Here is a 13,460-nt window from a genome sequence, read left to right as displayed (position 1 = left end):
TTTTGTGGGGAAATATCCCGGGGGGAGCGCCAGCCGCACCCCATCGAGGGGTGCGGCTGGCGCGGGGGGCAGAGCCCCCCGTTACCGCGCAACCTCGCCCGGCCGCAGCATGAGCCACAAAAGCGCACCGCCCGCCAGCACCAGGAAGGGCAGCATGGCCAGGTTCACCGCGTTCCAGCCGGCCTGGGCCGAGCCGCCCATGCAGTTCATCAGCCCACCCGAGGACAGCGAGGCCAGGAACACGCCGGAAAACACCACCGCATCGTTCAGGCCCTGCACCCGCTCGCGCTCCTCGGGGCGATAGGCGCGGGTCAGCATGGCGGTGGCGCCGATATAGCCGAAGTTCCAGCCCAGCCCCAGAAGCACCAGCGCGGCGTAGAAATGCCCGAGTTCCACCCCGGACAGGGCCACGGCGCCGGCGCCGGCCAGGATGCCGAGGCCCAGCATGACGATGCGCGTGGCTCCGAAACGCGCGATCAGATGGCCGGTGAAGAAGGACGGCCCGAACATCGCCAGCACGTGGAACGACACGATATTGGCGGCATCCGCGGTCTGGAAGCCGCAGCCGACCACGGCGAGCGGCGTCGAGGTCATCACCAGGTTCATCAGCGCATAGGCGACCATGCCGCAGATCATCGCGACCAGGATGCGCGGCTCGCGTATGAGTTCGCGCAGCGGGCGGCCGGCGGGGCTGCCGGCAGCGGGCGCCGCCGGGCGCGGGATGTCCAGGAAGCCGAAGAGCAGCGGCCCGAACAGGTTCAGCCCGACGATGGCCGCATAGGTGGCAAGGAAAGGCACCGCGGTCAGGTCGGCGGTCAGCCGCACCAGCAGCGGGCCGGTCAGGGCGGCGGCGAGGCCGCCGGCCAGCACCCAGGAAATGGCGCGCGACTGGAACTCGGCCGGAGCGCAATCGGTGGCGGCGAAGCGATAGAAGCCCTGCGCCGCCTGGTAGACCCCGGTCAGCAGGCCGCTGAGCATGAAAAGCCAGAAATTCCCCAGCATCATGCCGGTCGCGGCGGCGGCGGCACCCAGCGCACCGGCGCCGCAGGCCAGAACGAAGCCGGCCCGCCGGCCGTGCCGGCGCATGAAACCGGCAAGCGGCCGCGCCGACAGCGCCGAGCCCAGCACGATCATCGACAAGGGCAGCGTGGCGATGCAGGGGTTGGGGCTGAGCATCTGCCCGGTCAGGCCGCCGACGATGAAGATCATCGACATCTGCGCCCCCATCACCGCCTGGGCGATCAGCAGCACCACGACATTGCGCCGGGCGCGGCGCATCGGATCCGTCATCGGTTCGGAGGCGATCATGACCGGCTCATTTCAGGGCGGCGGCCTCGCGGGCACGGGACTCGATCGCCTGCCAGTTGCCGCTGGCGACATCGGCATCGGGGGCGATCCAGCTGCCGCCGGCGCAGACCACATTCGGCAGCGCCAGGTAATCCGGGGCATTGGCGAGCGTGATACCGCCGGTCGGGCAGAAGCTGACCTGCGGCAGCGGCCCGGCCAGGGATTTCAGCGATTTTGCCCCGCCAGCCGCCTCGGCCGGGAAGAATTTCAGCATGGAATAGCCAAGCTCCATCGCCCGCATCACCTCGGAGGCGGTGACGGCGCCGGGCAGCAGCGGCAGTTCGATCTCGGCACAGGCGCGGGCCAGGGTCTCGGTCAGGCCGGGCGAGACGGCGAAGCTGGCGCCGGCCTCCTTGGCGCGTTTCGCGTCGTCGGGGGTCAGCACGGTGCCGGCACCGACATGACCGCCCGGCACCCTGGCCATCTCGCGGATCACGGCGAGCGCGGCCGGGGTGCGCAGCGTCACCTCGAGCACCGGCAGCCCGCCCGCGACCAAGGCGGTGGCAAGGCCCTCGGCCCGGGCGGCGTCGCCCACCACCAGGACCGGGATCACCGGGGCGAGTTCGCAAAGCGCACGGGATTTCTGGGACTGGATCTCTGGGGTCATGGCGGCCTCGTTCCTGAAAATTCGGCGGCAGGGTGCGCTTTTCCGCGCCTTGTTTCAAGGGTTGATGTTAGCGGTAACTGGAATCGGCACCGCGTCGGAAAGGGCAGGGGCTTTCCGCCCCTCTTGCGGCTTCGCCGCAATTCACCCCGAGGATATTTTTCCACAAAAGAGAAGCCATCAGCCACCGAAGCTGGTGCGGCTGCCCGAGCGCGCGGTGGCGCTGGCGCCGAAGCCGCCCCGCTGGCCGACCTGGGCGGCCGACATCGGCGGCTTGCCCAGCGTCGAGGGCGCGCGCTGGAAGGTCGAGGGCGCGACCTTGCCGGCGCCGCGGTTGCTGGCGAAGCTCTGGTCGCCCTTGGGCGTGGAGAAGCGGCCGTCGGCGGTCTTGACCATCGGCTGCGAGAAGATGCCGCCGCCGCGCGACAGCATCGAGCCCATCATGTAGCCGACGAGCAGCGGCATGAAGGAAAAGCCGCCGCCGGAGTTCTGCGCCTGCGCCTCTCCGGTCGCGGGTTGCTGGGCGGCGGGGTCGCTGCCGCAATTGCCGGCGCCATGTTCCTGTTCGCAAAGCTCCTTCGACTCGTAGCGCGGCGCGGTTTCCAGGAATTCCTGCTGGGCGGCGGCGAAATTGGTGCGGCAGTCCTGTTCGGTGAACCAGAGGCTGTTGTCCTTGGCCGCCGCGATGCAGCTTTCGAGGTCGGGAAAGCTTTGCGCGTCGACCTGGTCGTCCTTGCAGGCCGCGAGTGCCAGGGTGGCGGCACCGGCCAGCGCCAGGGCAACATGGCGCGAGCGTTTGCGGGCGGGGCGGGTGGCGGGAGCGGTCATGGATCAGCCCTCGATGAAATGCGGCTTGAAGCGCGACAGGTTGTGGGTGATGCGCGCGCGGTCCTCGCGCAGGCCGAGGCCGCAGCAGCTTTCGCCCACGATCCAGGCGCCGAGCACCGGATGGAAGCCGTCGAATGCGGGCAGCGGCGCCAGGCCCTGCACGATCATCGGGTGATGCGAATAGCTGTCGTCCTCGGTCCGGGCGACCTCGCGGCCGGCCTCGAAGATGGTGACGCCCGCGCCTTCGCGCGAGAAGATCGGCTTTAGCACATGGCCGCGCGCCAACTCGTCCTGCGCGGCCGCGAAGGCCTGGGCCACGGCCGGGGCGGGGCTGCCGCCGCGCATCGCCTCGGCCACGTCGTCGAGGAAGAAGGCCGGCAGCAGGTTCGGGTGGCCGGGGAACATCTGCCACAAGAGCGGCAGGATGCCCTTGTTCGACAGGATCGCCTTCCACGGCGGCTCGATGAAGCGGGCGCCGGCGCTTTGCAGATGCGTCGCGAATTCGTCGCGCAGCATGTCCTCCCAGGGGTAGAGCTTGAAGAGCGTGCCGATGACGCGGGACTGCTCGTCGGCGAACTGGCCCTCGTCGGTCAGGCCGATCTGCGCCAGCGCGGTAAAATGCGCGCCGAGGCCGGCTTCGCGCGCGGCCCAGGCCAGGGTTTCGACGGTGGCGTAATCCTCGGGGTTTTCGGGGTCGGCGGCGAAATGCACGTCCTCGCCATCGGCGCAGATCTGGGTCCAGCGCGCCACGATCGCCTCGTGGATGCTGTTGAACTGGTCGCAATCCTCGTCCAGCACGCCCGCCGCCTGCTGCTGTTCGAACCAGAGCCACTGGAAGCTGGCGGATTCGTAAAGCGCGGTCGGGGTGTCGGCGTTGTATTCCAGCAGCTTCGCCGGGCCGGTGCCGTCATAGGCCAGGTCCATGCGGCCATAGAGCTCGGGCTGCCCTTCGGCCCAGCTGCCGGCGACCAGGTCCCAGTGCCGCTGCGGGATGCCGAGCCGGGTCAGCCAGGCCTCGTCGCGTGCGACCAGCGCCACCGCCTCGCGGCACATGGCGTGCAGTTCGGTCGCGGGCGCCTCGATGTCCTGCTCGATCTCTTGCAGGGTGAAGCGATAGGCGCTGGTTTCGTCCCAATAGGGTTCCCCGCCCATGTCGGCGAAGGTGAAGCCGAGCTTCACCGCCTCGTCGCGCCAGCCCGGGCGTTCGGGAAGATTGCGTTTTTCCATGGTCACTCCTTGGTTCCGAGATAGGGCGTGGGCGCCGGGGGGCGCAAGCCCGCATCTGGAAATTCGCCGGGCGGCGGCCGGGTGCCGTTCCTGCGAGGGGCTTGCGGGGCGCGAGGCTTCGGGCCAAGCTGCTGCCATTCCAGCCCCGGGACAACGGGGCGCGACAACAGGGATGACCATCATGCAGAACCGTTTCCCGCTTCGCGCGCTGCTTCTGGCTTCGGCCGTGGCCATGGCTGCGGCCGCGCCGGCGGCCTGGGCCGAGACGCCGGCCGATACGCTGGTCGTGGCGGGCCAGATCGACGACATCATCAGCATGGATCCGGCGCAAAGCTTCGAGCTGTCGGGGCAGGATGTCATCAAGAACCTCTACGACCGGCTGGTCGATTTCGATCCGACCGACCTGGAGGCAGGCTTCAAGCCCAGCCTCGCCGAAAGCTGGGAGGTCAGCGAGGACGGCAAGACCGTGACCCTGACCCTGCGCGACGGCGTCAAGTTCCAGTCGGGCAATCCGGTCCGGGCCGAGGATGCCGCCTGGTCGCTGCAACGCGCCGTCAAGCTGAACCTGTCGCCGGCCTTCATCCTGAACCAGTTCGGCTTTACCGCCGAGAATGTCGACCAGCAGATCGGTTTCGACGGCAACAAGCTGGTGCTGAAGCTGGATCAGCCCTATGCGCAAAGCTACGTGCTCAACAGCCTGGCCTCCGAGGTCGCCTCGGTCGTCGACAAGGAAACCGTGCTGTCCCATGCCGAGGGCGAGGATCTGGGCAATGCCTGGCTCTCGACCAACAGCGCGGGTTCGGGGCCGTTCAACCTGGGCGCCTGGAAACCCAACGAGGCGGTGCAGCTGGTCGGCAATGCCGATTACTGGCAGGGCGCGCCGGCGATGAAGCGGGTGATCGTGCGCCATGTCCAGGAAAGCAGCGCCCAGCGGCTGCTGCTGGAACAGGGCGACGTGGACGTGGCCCGCAACCTGACCCCGACCGATATCGAGGCACTGTCCACGAGCGACAAGCTGGTGATCGGCAATGAGCCGCGCGGCCGCATCCTGTATATGGGGCTGAACCAGAAGGACCCGATCCTGTCCAACCCCGCCGTGGTGCAGGCCATGCGCTATCTGGTGGACTACAAGGGCATCGAGGACAGCTTCCTGAAGGGCCAGTTCAAGATCCACCAGAACTTCCTGCCGGAAGGCTATCTGGGCGCTTCGGACGAGAACCCGTGGACCTATGACATCGAGAAGGCGAAGAAGATCCTGGCCGATGCCGGCGTCACCTCAGGCACGATCAAGACCACGGTGCGCGACATGGCCGAATACAGCAACGTCATGCAGACGCTGCAGGCCTCGATGGCGCAGGTCGGGCTGACGCTGGAGATCCAGCAGGTCACCGGCGCGCAGTCGCTTGACGCCTATCGCGCGCGGCAGGTGCCGATCTATGTCGGCGAATGGGGGCCGGATTATGCCGACCCGAACACCAATGCCTCGACCTTTGCCTATAACCCCAACAACGCCGACGACGCCAAGCTGTCGCAACTGGCCTGGCGCAACGCCTGGGCGGTGCCGGACGAGATGAACAAGGCCACCGTCGCCGCCACGCTGGAAGGCAATACCGACAAGCGCCGGCAGATGTATCTGGACCTCCAGCAGCAATATCGCGAGATCGCCCCGATCATCCCGATGTTCCAGCGCATCGAGCGCGACGGCATGCAGAAGAACATCCATGGCTGGACCGCCGGCGGCTCGGTCAGCTCGGCGATGTATCGCAAGGTCACGAAGGAATAGGGCGTGACGAATACCGACCTCAGCGCCGCGCCGGGGCCGGGGGCAGGCCCGCCCTCATCCCGGCGCGGCGCGCGCCTGGGGCGCAGGATGCGCAGCCTTGGCGGGCTCTTGCTGTCGCTGGCGCTGACGCTGCTGGGCCTGCTGCTCGTCACCTTCATCATCGGCCGGGTCATGCCGATCGACCCGGTGCTGAAGGTGGTGGGCGAGCGCGCGACCCAGGCGCAGTATGAGGCCGCGCGGCTTGCCATGGGGCTCGACAAGCCGCTGTGGCAGCAGTTCCTGGTCTATATGGGCGAGGTGCTGCGCGGCGATTTCGGGCGCTCGATCTCGACCGGCCATCCGGTGGCGCAGGACTTGCGCCGGGTGTTTCCCGCCACCTTCGAGCTGGCGGCGCTTGGCACGCTGATCGGCGTCTGCGTGGGCGTGCCGCTGGGCGTGGTCGCGGCGGCGCGGCGCGGCGGCTGGATCGACCAGATCGCCCGCGTGGTGGCGCTGGTCGGCTATTCCATGCCGATCTTCTGGCTGGGGCTGATGGGGCTTCTGCTGTTCTACGGCATCCTTGGCTGGGTCGGGGGCCCCGGCCGCCAGGGCATCGTCTATGACGGCATGGTGCCCGAGATGACGGGGATGATCCTGGTCGACAGCCTGCTCGCCGGCGACTGGGGCGCGTTTCGCGACGCCTTCAGCCATATCATCCTGCCGGCGAGCCTCTTGGGCTATTTCAGCCTGGCCTATGTCAGCCGCATGACCCGCAGCTTCATGCTGGAGCAGCTCTCGGCCGAATACATCACCACCGCCCGGGTCAAGGGCCTGTCCGAACGGCGGGTGGTCTGGGCGCATGCCTTCCGCAATATCCTGGTGCCGCTGATCACGGTGATCGCGCTCAGCTTCGGCTCGCTGCTGGAGGGCTCGGTGCTGACCGAGATCGTGTTCTCCTGGCCGGGGCTCGGCCAATACATCACCAAGGCGCTGCTGGCCGCCGACATGAACGCGGTCCTGGGCGGCACGGTGCTGATCGGCACCTGCTTCGTGGCGCTGAACATCCTCTCCGACGTGCTTTACCGCACCCTTGACCCGAGGGCGAAATGACCGAGACGACGCGCGCATGGCTGCTGTCGGACGCGCCGCAGACCCGGCGCCAGGCCCGGATGGGCGCGCTCTACCAGGGCTGGCTGACATTCCGGGCCAACAAGCTGGCCATGCTGGGGCTGGTGATCCTGCTGGCGCTTCTGTTCGTCGCGGGTTTCGCGCCCTGGCTTTCGCCGCAGAACCCCTTTGCCCAGAACCTGGCCGACCGGCTGCAGCCGCCCTCGGCCGCGCATTGGCTGGGCACGGATGCGCTGGGGCGGGACATCCTGTCGCGGCTGATCCACGGTTCGCGCATCACGCTGTTCATCGTCGGCACCGTGGCGCTGGTCGCGCCGGTGATCGGGCTTTTCGTCGGCACGGTGGCGGGTTTCGCCGGCGGCTGGGTTGACCAGGTGCTGATGCGGATCACCGACATCTTCCTGGCCTTCCCCAAGCTGATCCTGGCGCTGGCCTTCGTCGCGGCGCTGGGGCCCGGTATCGGCAATGCGGTGCTGGCGCTGGCCGTGACCTCCTGGCCGCCCTATGCGCGACTGGCGCGGGCCGAGACGCTGACCATCCGCAACGCCGATTACATCGCCGCCGCCCGGTTGCAGGGCGCCGGGCCGCTGCGGCTGCTGATCGGGCATATCTGGCCGCTCTGCGTCAGCTCGCTGATCGTGCGGGTGGCGCTGGACATGGCGGGGATCATCCTCTCGGCCGCCGGCCTCGGCTTCCTCGGGCTTGGCGCACAGCCGCCGATGCCGGAATGGGGGGCGATGATCTCGGACGGGCGAACCTATATCCTCGACTTCTGGTGGGTCGCGGCCATGCCTGGCCTGGCGATCTTCATCGTCAGCCTGGCCTTCAACCTCCTGGGCGACGGCTTGCGCGACGTGCTGGATCCGAAAGGAGGCGCCGAATGACCCCGCTGCTGTCCGTTCGCGACCTGCGCGTCAGCTTCCCGACCCGCAGCGGCAGCTTCCAGGCGGTGCGCGGCGTCAGCTTCGACCTTGGCCGCGAAAGGCTGGGGGTGGTGGGCGAATCCGGCTCGGGCAAGTCGATGACCGGCCGCGCCATCCTGGGCCTCGTGCGCCCGCCGGGTCAGGTCACGGCCGAGCGGCTGGAGCTTGACGGCGAGCCCATCCTGAACCTGCCCGAGCGCCGCATGCGCAAGCTGCGCGGCGCCCGCATCAGCATGGTCATGCAGGACCCCAAGTTCAGCCTGAACCCGGTGATGACCATCGGCCGGCAGATCATGGAAAGCTATCGCCTGCACTCCGGCCAGGGCGGGCAGGCGGCGCGCGACAAGGCGCTGGACATGCTGCGCGCCGTGCAGATCCGCGACCCCGAGCGGGTCTTCGACGCCTATCCGCATGAAATCTCGGGCGGCATGGGCCAAAGGGCGATGACCGCCATGATGCTGGCCCCGGACCCCGAGATCCTGATCGCGGACGAGCCGACCTCGGCGCTGGACGTCTCGGTCCGCAACGAGGTCCTGCGCATCATGGACAAGCTGGTGCGCGACCGCGGCATGGGGCTGATCTTCATCAGCCACGACCTGAACCTGGTCGGGCAATTCTGCGACCGGGTGCTGATCATGTATGCCGGCCGCGTGGTCGAGGAACTGCCCGCACAGGACCTGCACGCCGCTCGCCACCCCTATACCCAGGGGCTGCTGAACAGCCTGCCGCGCCTCGACCAGCCGGTCGAACGCCTCTCGACCCTGCAACGCCAGGACAGCTGGCGCGACGCGGAAATCGCCACGCCGCTGCCCGGAGGGCTGTGATGCTTCTTTGCTCCGAAAATACCCGACCGCAACAGGGCAAGCGATGCTGACGGTCAAGGATCTGGACGTCTGGTTCGGCCACCCGCCCGAGCGCGTCGATGCCGTGCGCGGTGCCAGCTTTGCGGTGGCGCGGGGCGAAAGCTTCGGCCTCGTCGGCGAATCCGGCTCGGGCAAGTCGACCATCCTGCGCGCCGTCACCGGCCTGATCGACACCTGGTCGGGCCGGATCGAGGTCGCCGGTCAGCCGGTCACCGGCTGCCACCGCTCGCGCGCCTTTCACAAGACGGTGCAGATGGTGTTCCAGGACCCCTATGCCAGCCTGCACCCGCGCCATTCGGTGGACCGGGTGCTGTCCGAGACGCTGCATCTGCAAGGCATGGACCGCATCGACCAGCGCATCGCCACGCTTCTGGACAGCGTCGGCCTGGGGCGCGGCTTCCGCTTCCGCTATCCGCACCAGCTGTCGGGCGGCCAGCGCCAGCGCGTCGCCATCGCCCGCGCCCTGGCGGCGGAACCGCAGCTTCTGCTGCTGGACGAGCCGACCTCGGCGCTCGACGTCAGCGTGCAGGCCGAGATCCTGAACCTGCTCGCCGACCTGCGCCGGGACCGCGGGCTGACCTATGTCATGGTCAGCCACGACCTGGCCGTGGTGGCGCATATGTGCGACCGGCTGGCGGTGATGCGCGGCGGCGAGATCGTCGAGGAGATGACCGCTGCCGCCTTGCGCCAGGGCGCCGCGCGCAGCGACTACGCCCGCGACCTGCTGGCGGCAAGCCGGGGCTATGCGGCGGGCTAGACCGCGATTCCGAACAGCTTGCCGATGCCGGCGGTCACGGCCAGCGCGAACACGCCGCCCAGCACCACGCGCAGCACGGCGCGGCCGGGCGGCGCGCCGCCGGCCCAGGCGCCAAGCGCGCCCAGCACCGCCAGCGCCAGCACCACCGAAACCAGCACCGCGGCGATGACGGCACCCCCCGGCGCCAGGATCGCCGCCAGCAGCGGCACCGCCGCCGCCGTGCTGAAGGTCGCGGCCGAGGCCGCCGCCGCCTGCAAAGGATTGGCGCTCGACGCCTCGCTGAGCCCCAGCTCGTCGCGGACATGGGCGGCCAGGGCGTCATGCTCGGTCACCTCGCGCGCCGCCTGCAACGCCGTGCCGGGGGTCATGCCGCGCGATTCATAGATCGCCGCCAGCTCGTGCAGCTCCTCCTCGGGCATCTCGCGCAGGGCGGCGGTCTCGCGCGCGATGTCGGCGCGCTCGGTATCGGACTGCGAGCTGACCGAGACATATTCGCCCATGGCCATGGACATGGCGCCGGCCACCAGCCCGGCAAGGCCCGCGATCAGGATCGCCTCGCGCCCCGGATCGGCGGCGGCCACGCCCACGATCAGCGCCCCGACCGAGACGATGCCGTCGTTCGCCCCCAGGACCGAGGCCCGCAGCCAGCCCATGCGGCTGACGTAATGCGGATCGTCGGGATGGGCGCTGATGGCGGTGCGGGTCATGGGGTCCTCTTGCGGTTGCGCGGCCAGCTTAGCGTCCCGCCCCGGTTTTGCCAGCCTTGCGTCCCGTCCCGCGCCCGGTCAGGCTGTCGCAGGACGAATCCCGCCGAGAGGAGGCGACGATGCAGCATCCCCTGACCTTGCCGCAGGCACTGAACCTGGTCGGCGGGCGCGGCCGGGCGGCGGCATCGGGGCGCGCACTGCCGATGATCTCGCCCATCGACGGCCAGCCCTTCGGCGCCATCGCCGATTCCGGCCCCGAGGACATCGATGCCGCCGTCGATGCCGCCCGCGCGGCGCTGGCGGGCGATTGGGGCCGGCTGACCGCGGCCGAGCGCGGCCGGCTGATGCTGCGCCTGGCGCTGCTGATCGAGGCCCAGGCCGAGCCGCTCGCCGCGCTGGAAACCCGCGACAACGGCAAGCCCATTGCCCAGTCGCGCGCCGACATGGCGGCGCTGGCGCGCTATTTCGAATATTACGGCGGCGCGGCCGACAAGCTGCATGGCGAGGTCATCCCCTTCCTGAACGGCCATGACGCCACCGCGCGGCGCGAGCCGCATGGCGTGACCGGCCATATCATCCCCTGGAACTATCCGGTGCAGATCTTCGGCCGTTCGGTCGGGGCGGCGCTGGCCATGGGCAATGCCACGGTGACGAAACCGGCCGAGGATGCCTGCCTGACCATCCTGCGCATCGGCGAACTGGCCGGGCAGGCGGGCTTTCCGCCCGGCGCCATCAATATCGTCACCGGCCGGGGCGAGGTGGCGGGCAAGGCGCTGGCAGAGCATCCCGGCGTCGATTTCATCAGCTTCACCGGCTCGCCCGAGGTGGGGCAGGCCATCCAGATCGCGGCGGCCAGGAACCACATCCCCTGCACGCTGGAGCTGGGCGGCAAGTCGCCGCAGATCGTCTTCGAGGATGCCGACCTCGAGGCCGCGGCACCGATCATTACCAATGCCATCGTGCAGAACGGCGGCCAGACCTGTTCGGCCGGGTCGCGCGTGCTGATCCAGCGCGGCATCTGGGACCGGCTGACCGCCATGCTGGCCGAGCGCTTCCGCGCCGTCGAGGCAAGCCCGGCCGAAGGCGCGGCTCTGGGACCGCTGATCTCGGCCCGGCAAAAGGCGCGGGTCGAGAGCTATATCGCCAAGGCCGCAGCGCCCCTGATCGCGCGCGGCCGCGTGGCGGCGGATGCGCCGGCGGGCCGGCTTCTACGTCGCGCCGGCGCTCTTCGGTCCGGTCGATCCGCGCAGCCCGCTGGCGCAGGAGGAGATCTTCGGCCCGATCCTGGCCGCCATTCCCTTCGACACCGAAGCCGAGGCCATCGCCATCGCCAATGGCACGGAATACGGGCTGGTGGCGGGGATCTGGACCCGGGACGGCGACCGGCAGGCGCGGGTGGCCCATGCCATGCGCTGCGGCCAGGTCTTCATCAACGCCTATGGCGCCGGCGGCGGCGTCGAGCTGCCCTTCGGCGGCCTGCGCAAATCCGGCCATGGCCGGGAAAAGGGCTTTGCCGCGCTTTACGAATTCTCGCGGCTGAAAACCATCGTCCATCGCTACGCATAGGGGGAGACATGCGGCTGCAAGGCAAGACGGCATTGGTGACGGGGGCGGGCTCGGGCTTCGGGCGGGGCATCGCGCAGGCCTTCGCGCGCGAGGGCGCGCGGGTCGCGGTGCTGGACATCGATGCCGGCGCGGCCGAGGCCGTCGCCGGGGAAATCGGCGGCCTGGCGCTCGCCTGCGACGTGACCGAAGGGGCGCAGGTCGCGGATGCCGTGGCGCGGACGCGGGCGGCGTTCGGCGGGCTCGACATCGTGGTGAACAACGCCGGCTGGACCGTGCCGAACGGTCCCTTGCTCGCGACCGACGAGACCGCGTTCCGGCGCATCTATGACGTGAACGTGCTGTCGATCTTTCACATGTGCCACGCCGTCGTGCCCTGGTGGCGCGAGCAGCGCGCGGGCGTGATGATCAATGTCGGCTCGACGGCGGGCAGCCGGCCGAGGCCCGGGCTGACCTGGTACAATTCCTCGAAGGGCGCGGTGAACACGCTGACCCGCAGCCTGGCGGTGGAACTGGCGCCGGACGGCATCCGCGTCAACGCCATCGCCCCGGTCATGGGCGAGACCGGGATGCTGGAACGCTTCATGGGCTGCCCGGACACGCCCGAAAACCGCGCGCGTTTCCTGGCGACCATCCCGCTGGGCCGGCTGTCGCAGCCGCGCGACATCGCCAATGCCGCGCTGTATCTGGCCTCGGACGAGGCGGATTTCATCACCGGCGTCATCCTCGACGTGGACGGCGGCCGCACGGTCTGAGGCCGATCAAGCCGGTTGCAGTCGGCGCGGCTTCGGGTGATGAAAGGACATGGAGACGGAAGCCCGAGCCTTGGCCTTCGAAGAGGCGCTGCGCCGCGCCGGCGTGCGCATCACCCGCCAGCGGGCGGCGCTTCTGCGCGTGCTGGCCGATGCCGCCGATCATCCCGACGCGACCCAGCTGCACCGCCGCGCGACCGAAGCGGGGGCCGGGGTCTCGCTGGCGACCGTCTATCGCACGCTTTCGGCGCTGGAGGCGCAGGGCGTGATCCAGAAGCTGGAATTCGAGGGCGAGCCGGCACGGTTCGAAACCGCCGACGGCCAGCACCACGACCACATGATCGACGTCGAGACCGGCGAGGTCATCGAGTTCCTGAACGAGCGCATCGAGCGGCTGCAGGCCGAGATCGCCGCCGAGATGGGCTATGAGATCGTCCGCCACCGGCTGGAGCTTTACGTCCGCCGCAAGCGCCAGCCCTAGAGCGCGATCTCGCTTTCCGGGTCCGGGTCGGGCAGAGGACGCGGCGCATCCGGGTCCGCCATCGGCGGGTTCAGGCGCGGATCGTCCTCGGGCGCCGGGCGCAGCATCTCGCGCAGCGCGTCGCCGACCGGGGGCGGCGGCGGCGCATCGGCGCGGCGGCGGATCAGGATATCGCCATTCTCCAGCCGCTCGGGGGCCTGGTAGTTGCGCACATCGTCCATCAGCGCGCCGATGTCCTTGAACACCGGCCCGACCGAACCCAGCGTATCGCCCAGATCGCGGCCCAGCCGGTCCAGATGCGGCTGCGCCTGGCCCAGAAGGTTGTTCAGAAAATTCTCGATGCCGCTTTCCAGCGAGTCCTCCGGCGCGGGCTCGTCGGCCTTGGGCGGCTCGTAGACCTGCGCAAGCGCCGGGGCCGCGACAAGCGCCGCGACAAGGATCAGGTGGGAAAAAGCGCGCATGGTCCGGTCCCCGGGGCTGTTTGCAGGCAAAACCCGCACCGATGGCCGCCGGTTCCC

Annotated in this window: 13 protein-coding genes and 1 pseudogene; 8 read left to right on the top strand and 6 right to left on the bottom strand. The window is 69.4% G+C overall.

What is annotated here, in order from left to right; genetic code table 11:
- Positions 1-81: 81 nt before the first annotated feature.
- The 4 genes from E3D03_RS03865 to E3D03_RS03850 all read right to left on the bottom strand — a co-directional run bounded on the left by E3D03_RS03865 (position 82) and on the right by E3D03_RS03850 (position 4,006).
- Complete coding sequence (locus E3D03_RS03865; RefSeq protein ID WP_263565888.1) at positions 82-1,308, bottom strand: MFS transporter; 1,227 nt, start codon at positions 1,306-1,308, stop codon at positions 82-84.
- 7 nt (positions 1,309-1,315) lie between these two features.
- Positions 1,316-1,954, bottom strand: a complete 639-nt coding sequence (gene eda / locus E3D03_RS03860; protein WP_263565887.1) for a bifunctional 4-hydroxy-2-oxoglutarate aldolase/2-dehydro-3-deoxy-phosphogluconate aldolase — start codon at positions 1,952-1,954, stop codon at positions 1,316-1,318.
- 177 nt (positions 1,955-2,131) lie between these two features.
- Entirely contained in the window at positions 2,132-2,779 is a 648-nt protein-coding gene (locus tag E3D03_RS03855) for a DUF1190 domain-containing protein (protein ID WP_263565886.1), read from the bottom strand.
- A 3-nt stretch (positions 2,780-2,782) separates the two neighbouring features.
- On the bottom strand, positions 2,783-4,006 hold the full coding sequence (locus E3D03_RS03850) for a glutathionylspermidine synthase family protein (RefSeq protein WP_263565885.1): 1,224 nt from the start codon (positions 4,004-4,006) through the stop codon (positions 2,783-2,785).
- Between the two features lie 172 nt (positions 4,007-4,178).
- Between E3D03_RS03850 and E3D03_RS03845 the strand changes: the two genes are divergently transcribed.
- The 5 genes from E3D03_RS03845 (at position 4,179) to E3D03_RS03825 (ending at position 9,439) form a co-directional block, all read left to right on the top strand.
- Positions 4,179-5,789: an ABC transporter substrate-binding protein gene (locus E3D03_RS03845; RefSeq protein WP_263565884.1), complete on the top strand. Its 1,611-nt coding sequence runs from the start codon at positions 4,179-4,181 to the stop codon at positions 5,787-5,789.
- 87 nt (positions 5,790-5,876) lie between these two features.
- Positions 5,877-6,878, top strand: a complete 1,002-nt coding sequence (locus E3D03_RS03840; protein ID WP_062560640.1) for an ABC transporter permease — start codon at positions 5,877-5,879, stop codon at positions 6,876-6,878.
- Positions 6,875-7,780: a nickel transporter permease gene (gene nikC / locus E3D03_RS03835; RefSeq protein WP_263565883.1), complete on the top strand. Its 906-nt coding sequence runs from the start codon at positions 6,875-6,877 to the stop codon at positions 7,778-7,780. The genes E3D03_RS03840 and nikC overlap by 4 nt, the downstream gene beginning before the upstream one ends.
- Positions 7,777-8,643: an ABC transporter ATP-binding protein gene (locus E3D03_RS03830; protein ID WP_263565882.1), complete on the top strand. Its 867-nt coding sequence runs from the start codon at positions 7,777-7,779 to the stop codon at positions 8,641-8,643. The genes nikC and E3D03_RS03830 overlap by 4 nt, the downstream gene beginning before the upstream one ends.
- Before the next feature lie 43 nt (positions 8,644-8,686).
- Complete coding sequence (locus tag E3D03_RS03825) at positions 8,687-9,439, top strand: ABC transporter ATP-binding protein (RefSeq protein WP_263565881.1); 753 nt, start codon at positions 8,687-8,689, stop codon at positions 9,437-9,439.
- Here E3D03_RS03825 and E3D03_RS03820 read toward each other — a convergent pair.
- Positions 9,436-10,146 (bottom strand): VIT family protein, encoded by a 711-nt coding sequence (locus E3D03_RS03820; protein ID WP_062560636.1) that lies wholly within the window; start codon positions 10,144-10,146, stop codon positions 9,436-9,438. The genes E3D03_RS03825 and E3D03_RS03820 overlap by 4 nt on opposite strands.
- 119 nt (positions 10,147-10,265) lie before the next feature.
- On the opposite strand from E3D03_RS03820, the pseudogene E3D03_RS03815 reads away from it, so the two are divergent.
- The 3 genes and pseudogenes from E3D03_RS03815 to E3D03_RS03805 all read left to right on the top strand — a co-directional run bounded on the left by E3D03_RS03815 (position 10,266) and on the right by E3D03_RS03805 (position 12,942).
- Positions 10,266-11,712 (top strand): annotated as a pseudogene (locus tag E3D03_RS03815) (aldehyde dehydrogenase family protein).
- 8 nt (positions 11,713-11,720) lie between these two features.
- Entirely contained in the window at positions 11,721-12,464 is a 744-nt protein-coding gene (locus tag E3D03_RS03810; RefSeq protein ID WP_263565880.1) for an SDR family oxidoreductase, read from the top strand.
- Between the two features lie 49 nt (positions 12,465-12,513).
- Complete coding sequence (locus E3D03_RS03805; RefSeq protein WP_017997932.1) at positions 12,514-12,942, top strand: Fur family transcriptional regulator; 429 nt, start codon at positions 12,514-12,516, stop codon at positions 12,940-12,942.
- Here E3D03_RS03805 and E3D03_RS03800 read toward each other — a convergent pair.
- The gene (locus tag E3D03_RS03800) at positions 12,939-13,403 is read right to left on the bottom strand and encodes a hypothetical protein (RefSeq protein WP_263565879.1); all 465 of its coding nucleotides are present in this window, start codon (positions 13,401-13,403) and stop codon (positions 12,939-12,941) included. The genes E3D03_RS03805 and E3D03_RS03800 overlap by 4 nt on opposite strands.
- Positions 13,404-13,460: the final 57 nt, after the last annotated feature.

The sequence above is a fragment of the Paracoccus sp. DMF genome (genome assembly GCF_004407025.1).
Classification (GTDB): Bacteria; Pseudomonadota; Alphaproteobacteria; order Rhodobacterales; family Rhodobacteraceae; genus Paracoccus; species Paracoccus aminovorans_B.
The sequence above is the reverse complement of the archived record's forward strand: the minus strand, read 5'-3'. Positions and strand labels throughout refer to the sequence as shown.

Coding starts and splice junctions, on each gene's coding strand:
- E3D03_RS03865 (WP_263565888.1), bottom strand. CDS start 1,308: ATGATCGCCTCCGAACCGATGACGGATCCGATGCGCCGCGCCCGGCGC.
- eda (WP_263565887.1), bottom strand. CDS start 1,954: ATGACCCCAGAGATCCAGTCCCAGAAATCCCGTGCGCTTTGCGAACTC.
- E3D03_RS03855 (WP_263565886.1), bottom strand. CDS start 2,779: ATGACCGCTCCCGCCACCCGCCCCGCCCGCAAACGCTCGCGCCATGTT.
- E3D03_RS03850 (WP_263565885.1), bottom strand. CDS start 4,006: ATGGAAAAACGCAATCTTCCCGAACGCCCGGGCTGGCGCGACGAGGCG.
- E3D03_RS03845 (WP_263565884.1), top strand. CDS start 4,179: ATGACCATCATGCAGAACCGTTTCCCGCTTCGCGCGCTGCTTCTGGCT.
- E3D03_RS03840 (WP_062560640.1), top strand. CDS start 5,877: ATGCGCAGCCTTGGCGGGCTCTTGCTGTCGCTGGCGCTGACGCTGCTG.
- nikC (WP_263565883.1), top strand. CDS start 6,875: ATGACCGAGACGACGCGCGCATGGCTGCTGTCGGACGCGCCGCAGACC.
- E3D03_RS03830 (WP_263565882.1), top strand. CDS start 7,777: ATGACCCCGCTGCTGTCCGTTCGCGACCTGCGCGTCAGCTTCCCGACC.
- E3D03_RS03825 (WP_263565881.1), top strand. CDS start 8,687: ATGCTGACGGTCAAGGATCTGGACGTCTGGTTCGGCCACCCGCCCGAG.
- E3D03_RS03820 (WP_062560636.1), bottom strand. CDS start 10,146: ATGACCCGCACCGCCATCAGCGCCCATCCCGACGATCCGCATTACGTC.
- E3D03_RS03810 (WP_263565880.1), top strand. CDS start 11,721: ATGCGGCTGCAAGGCAAGACGGCATTGGTGACGGGGGCGGGCTCGGGC.
- E3D03_RS03805 (WP_017997932.1), top strand. CDS start 12,514: ATGGAGACGGAAGCCCGAGCCTTGGCCTTCGAAGAGGCGCTGCGCCGC.
- E3D03_RS03800 (WP_263565879.1), bottom strand. CDS start 13,403: ATGCGCGCTTTTTCCCACCTGATCCTTGTCGCGGCGCTTGTCGCGGCC.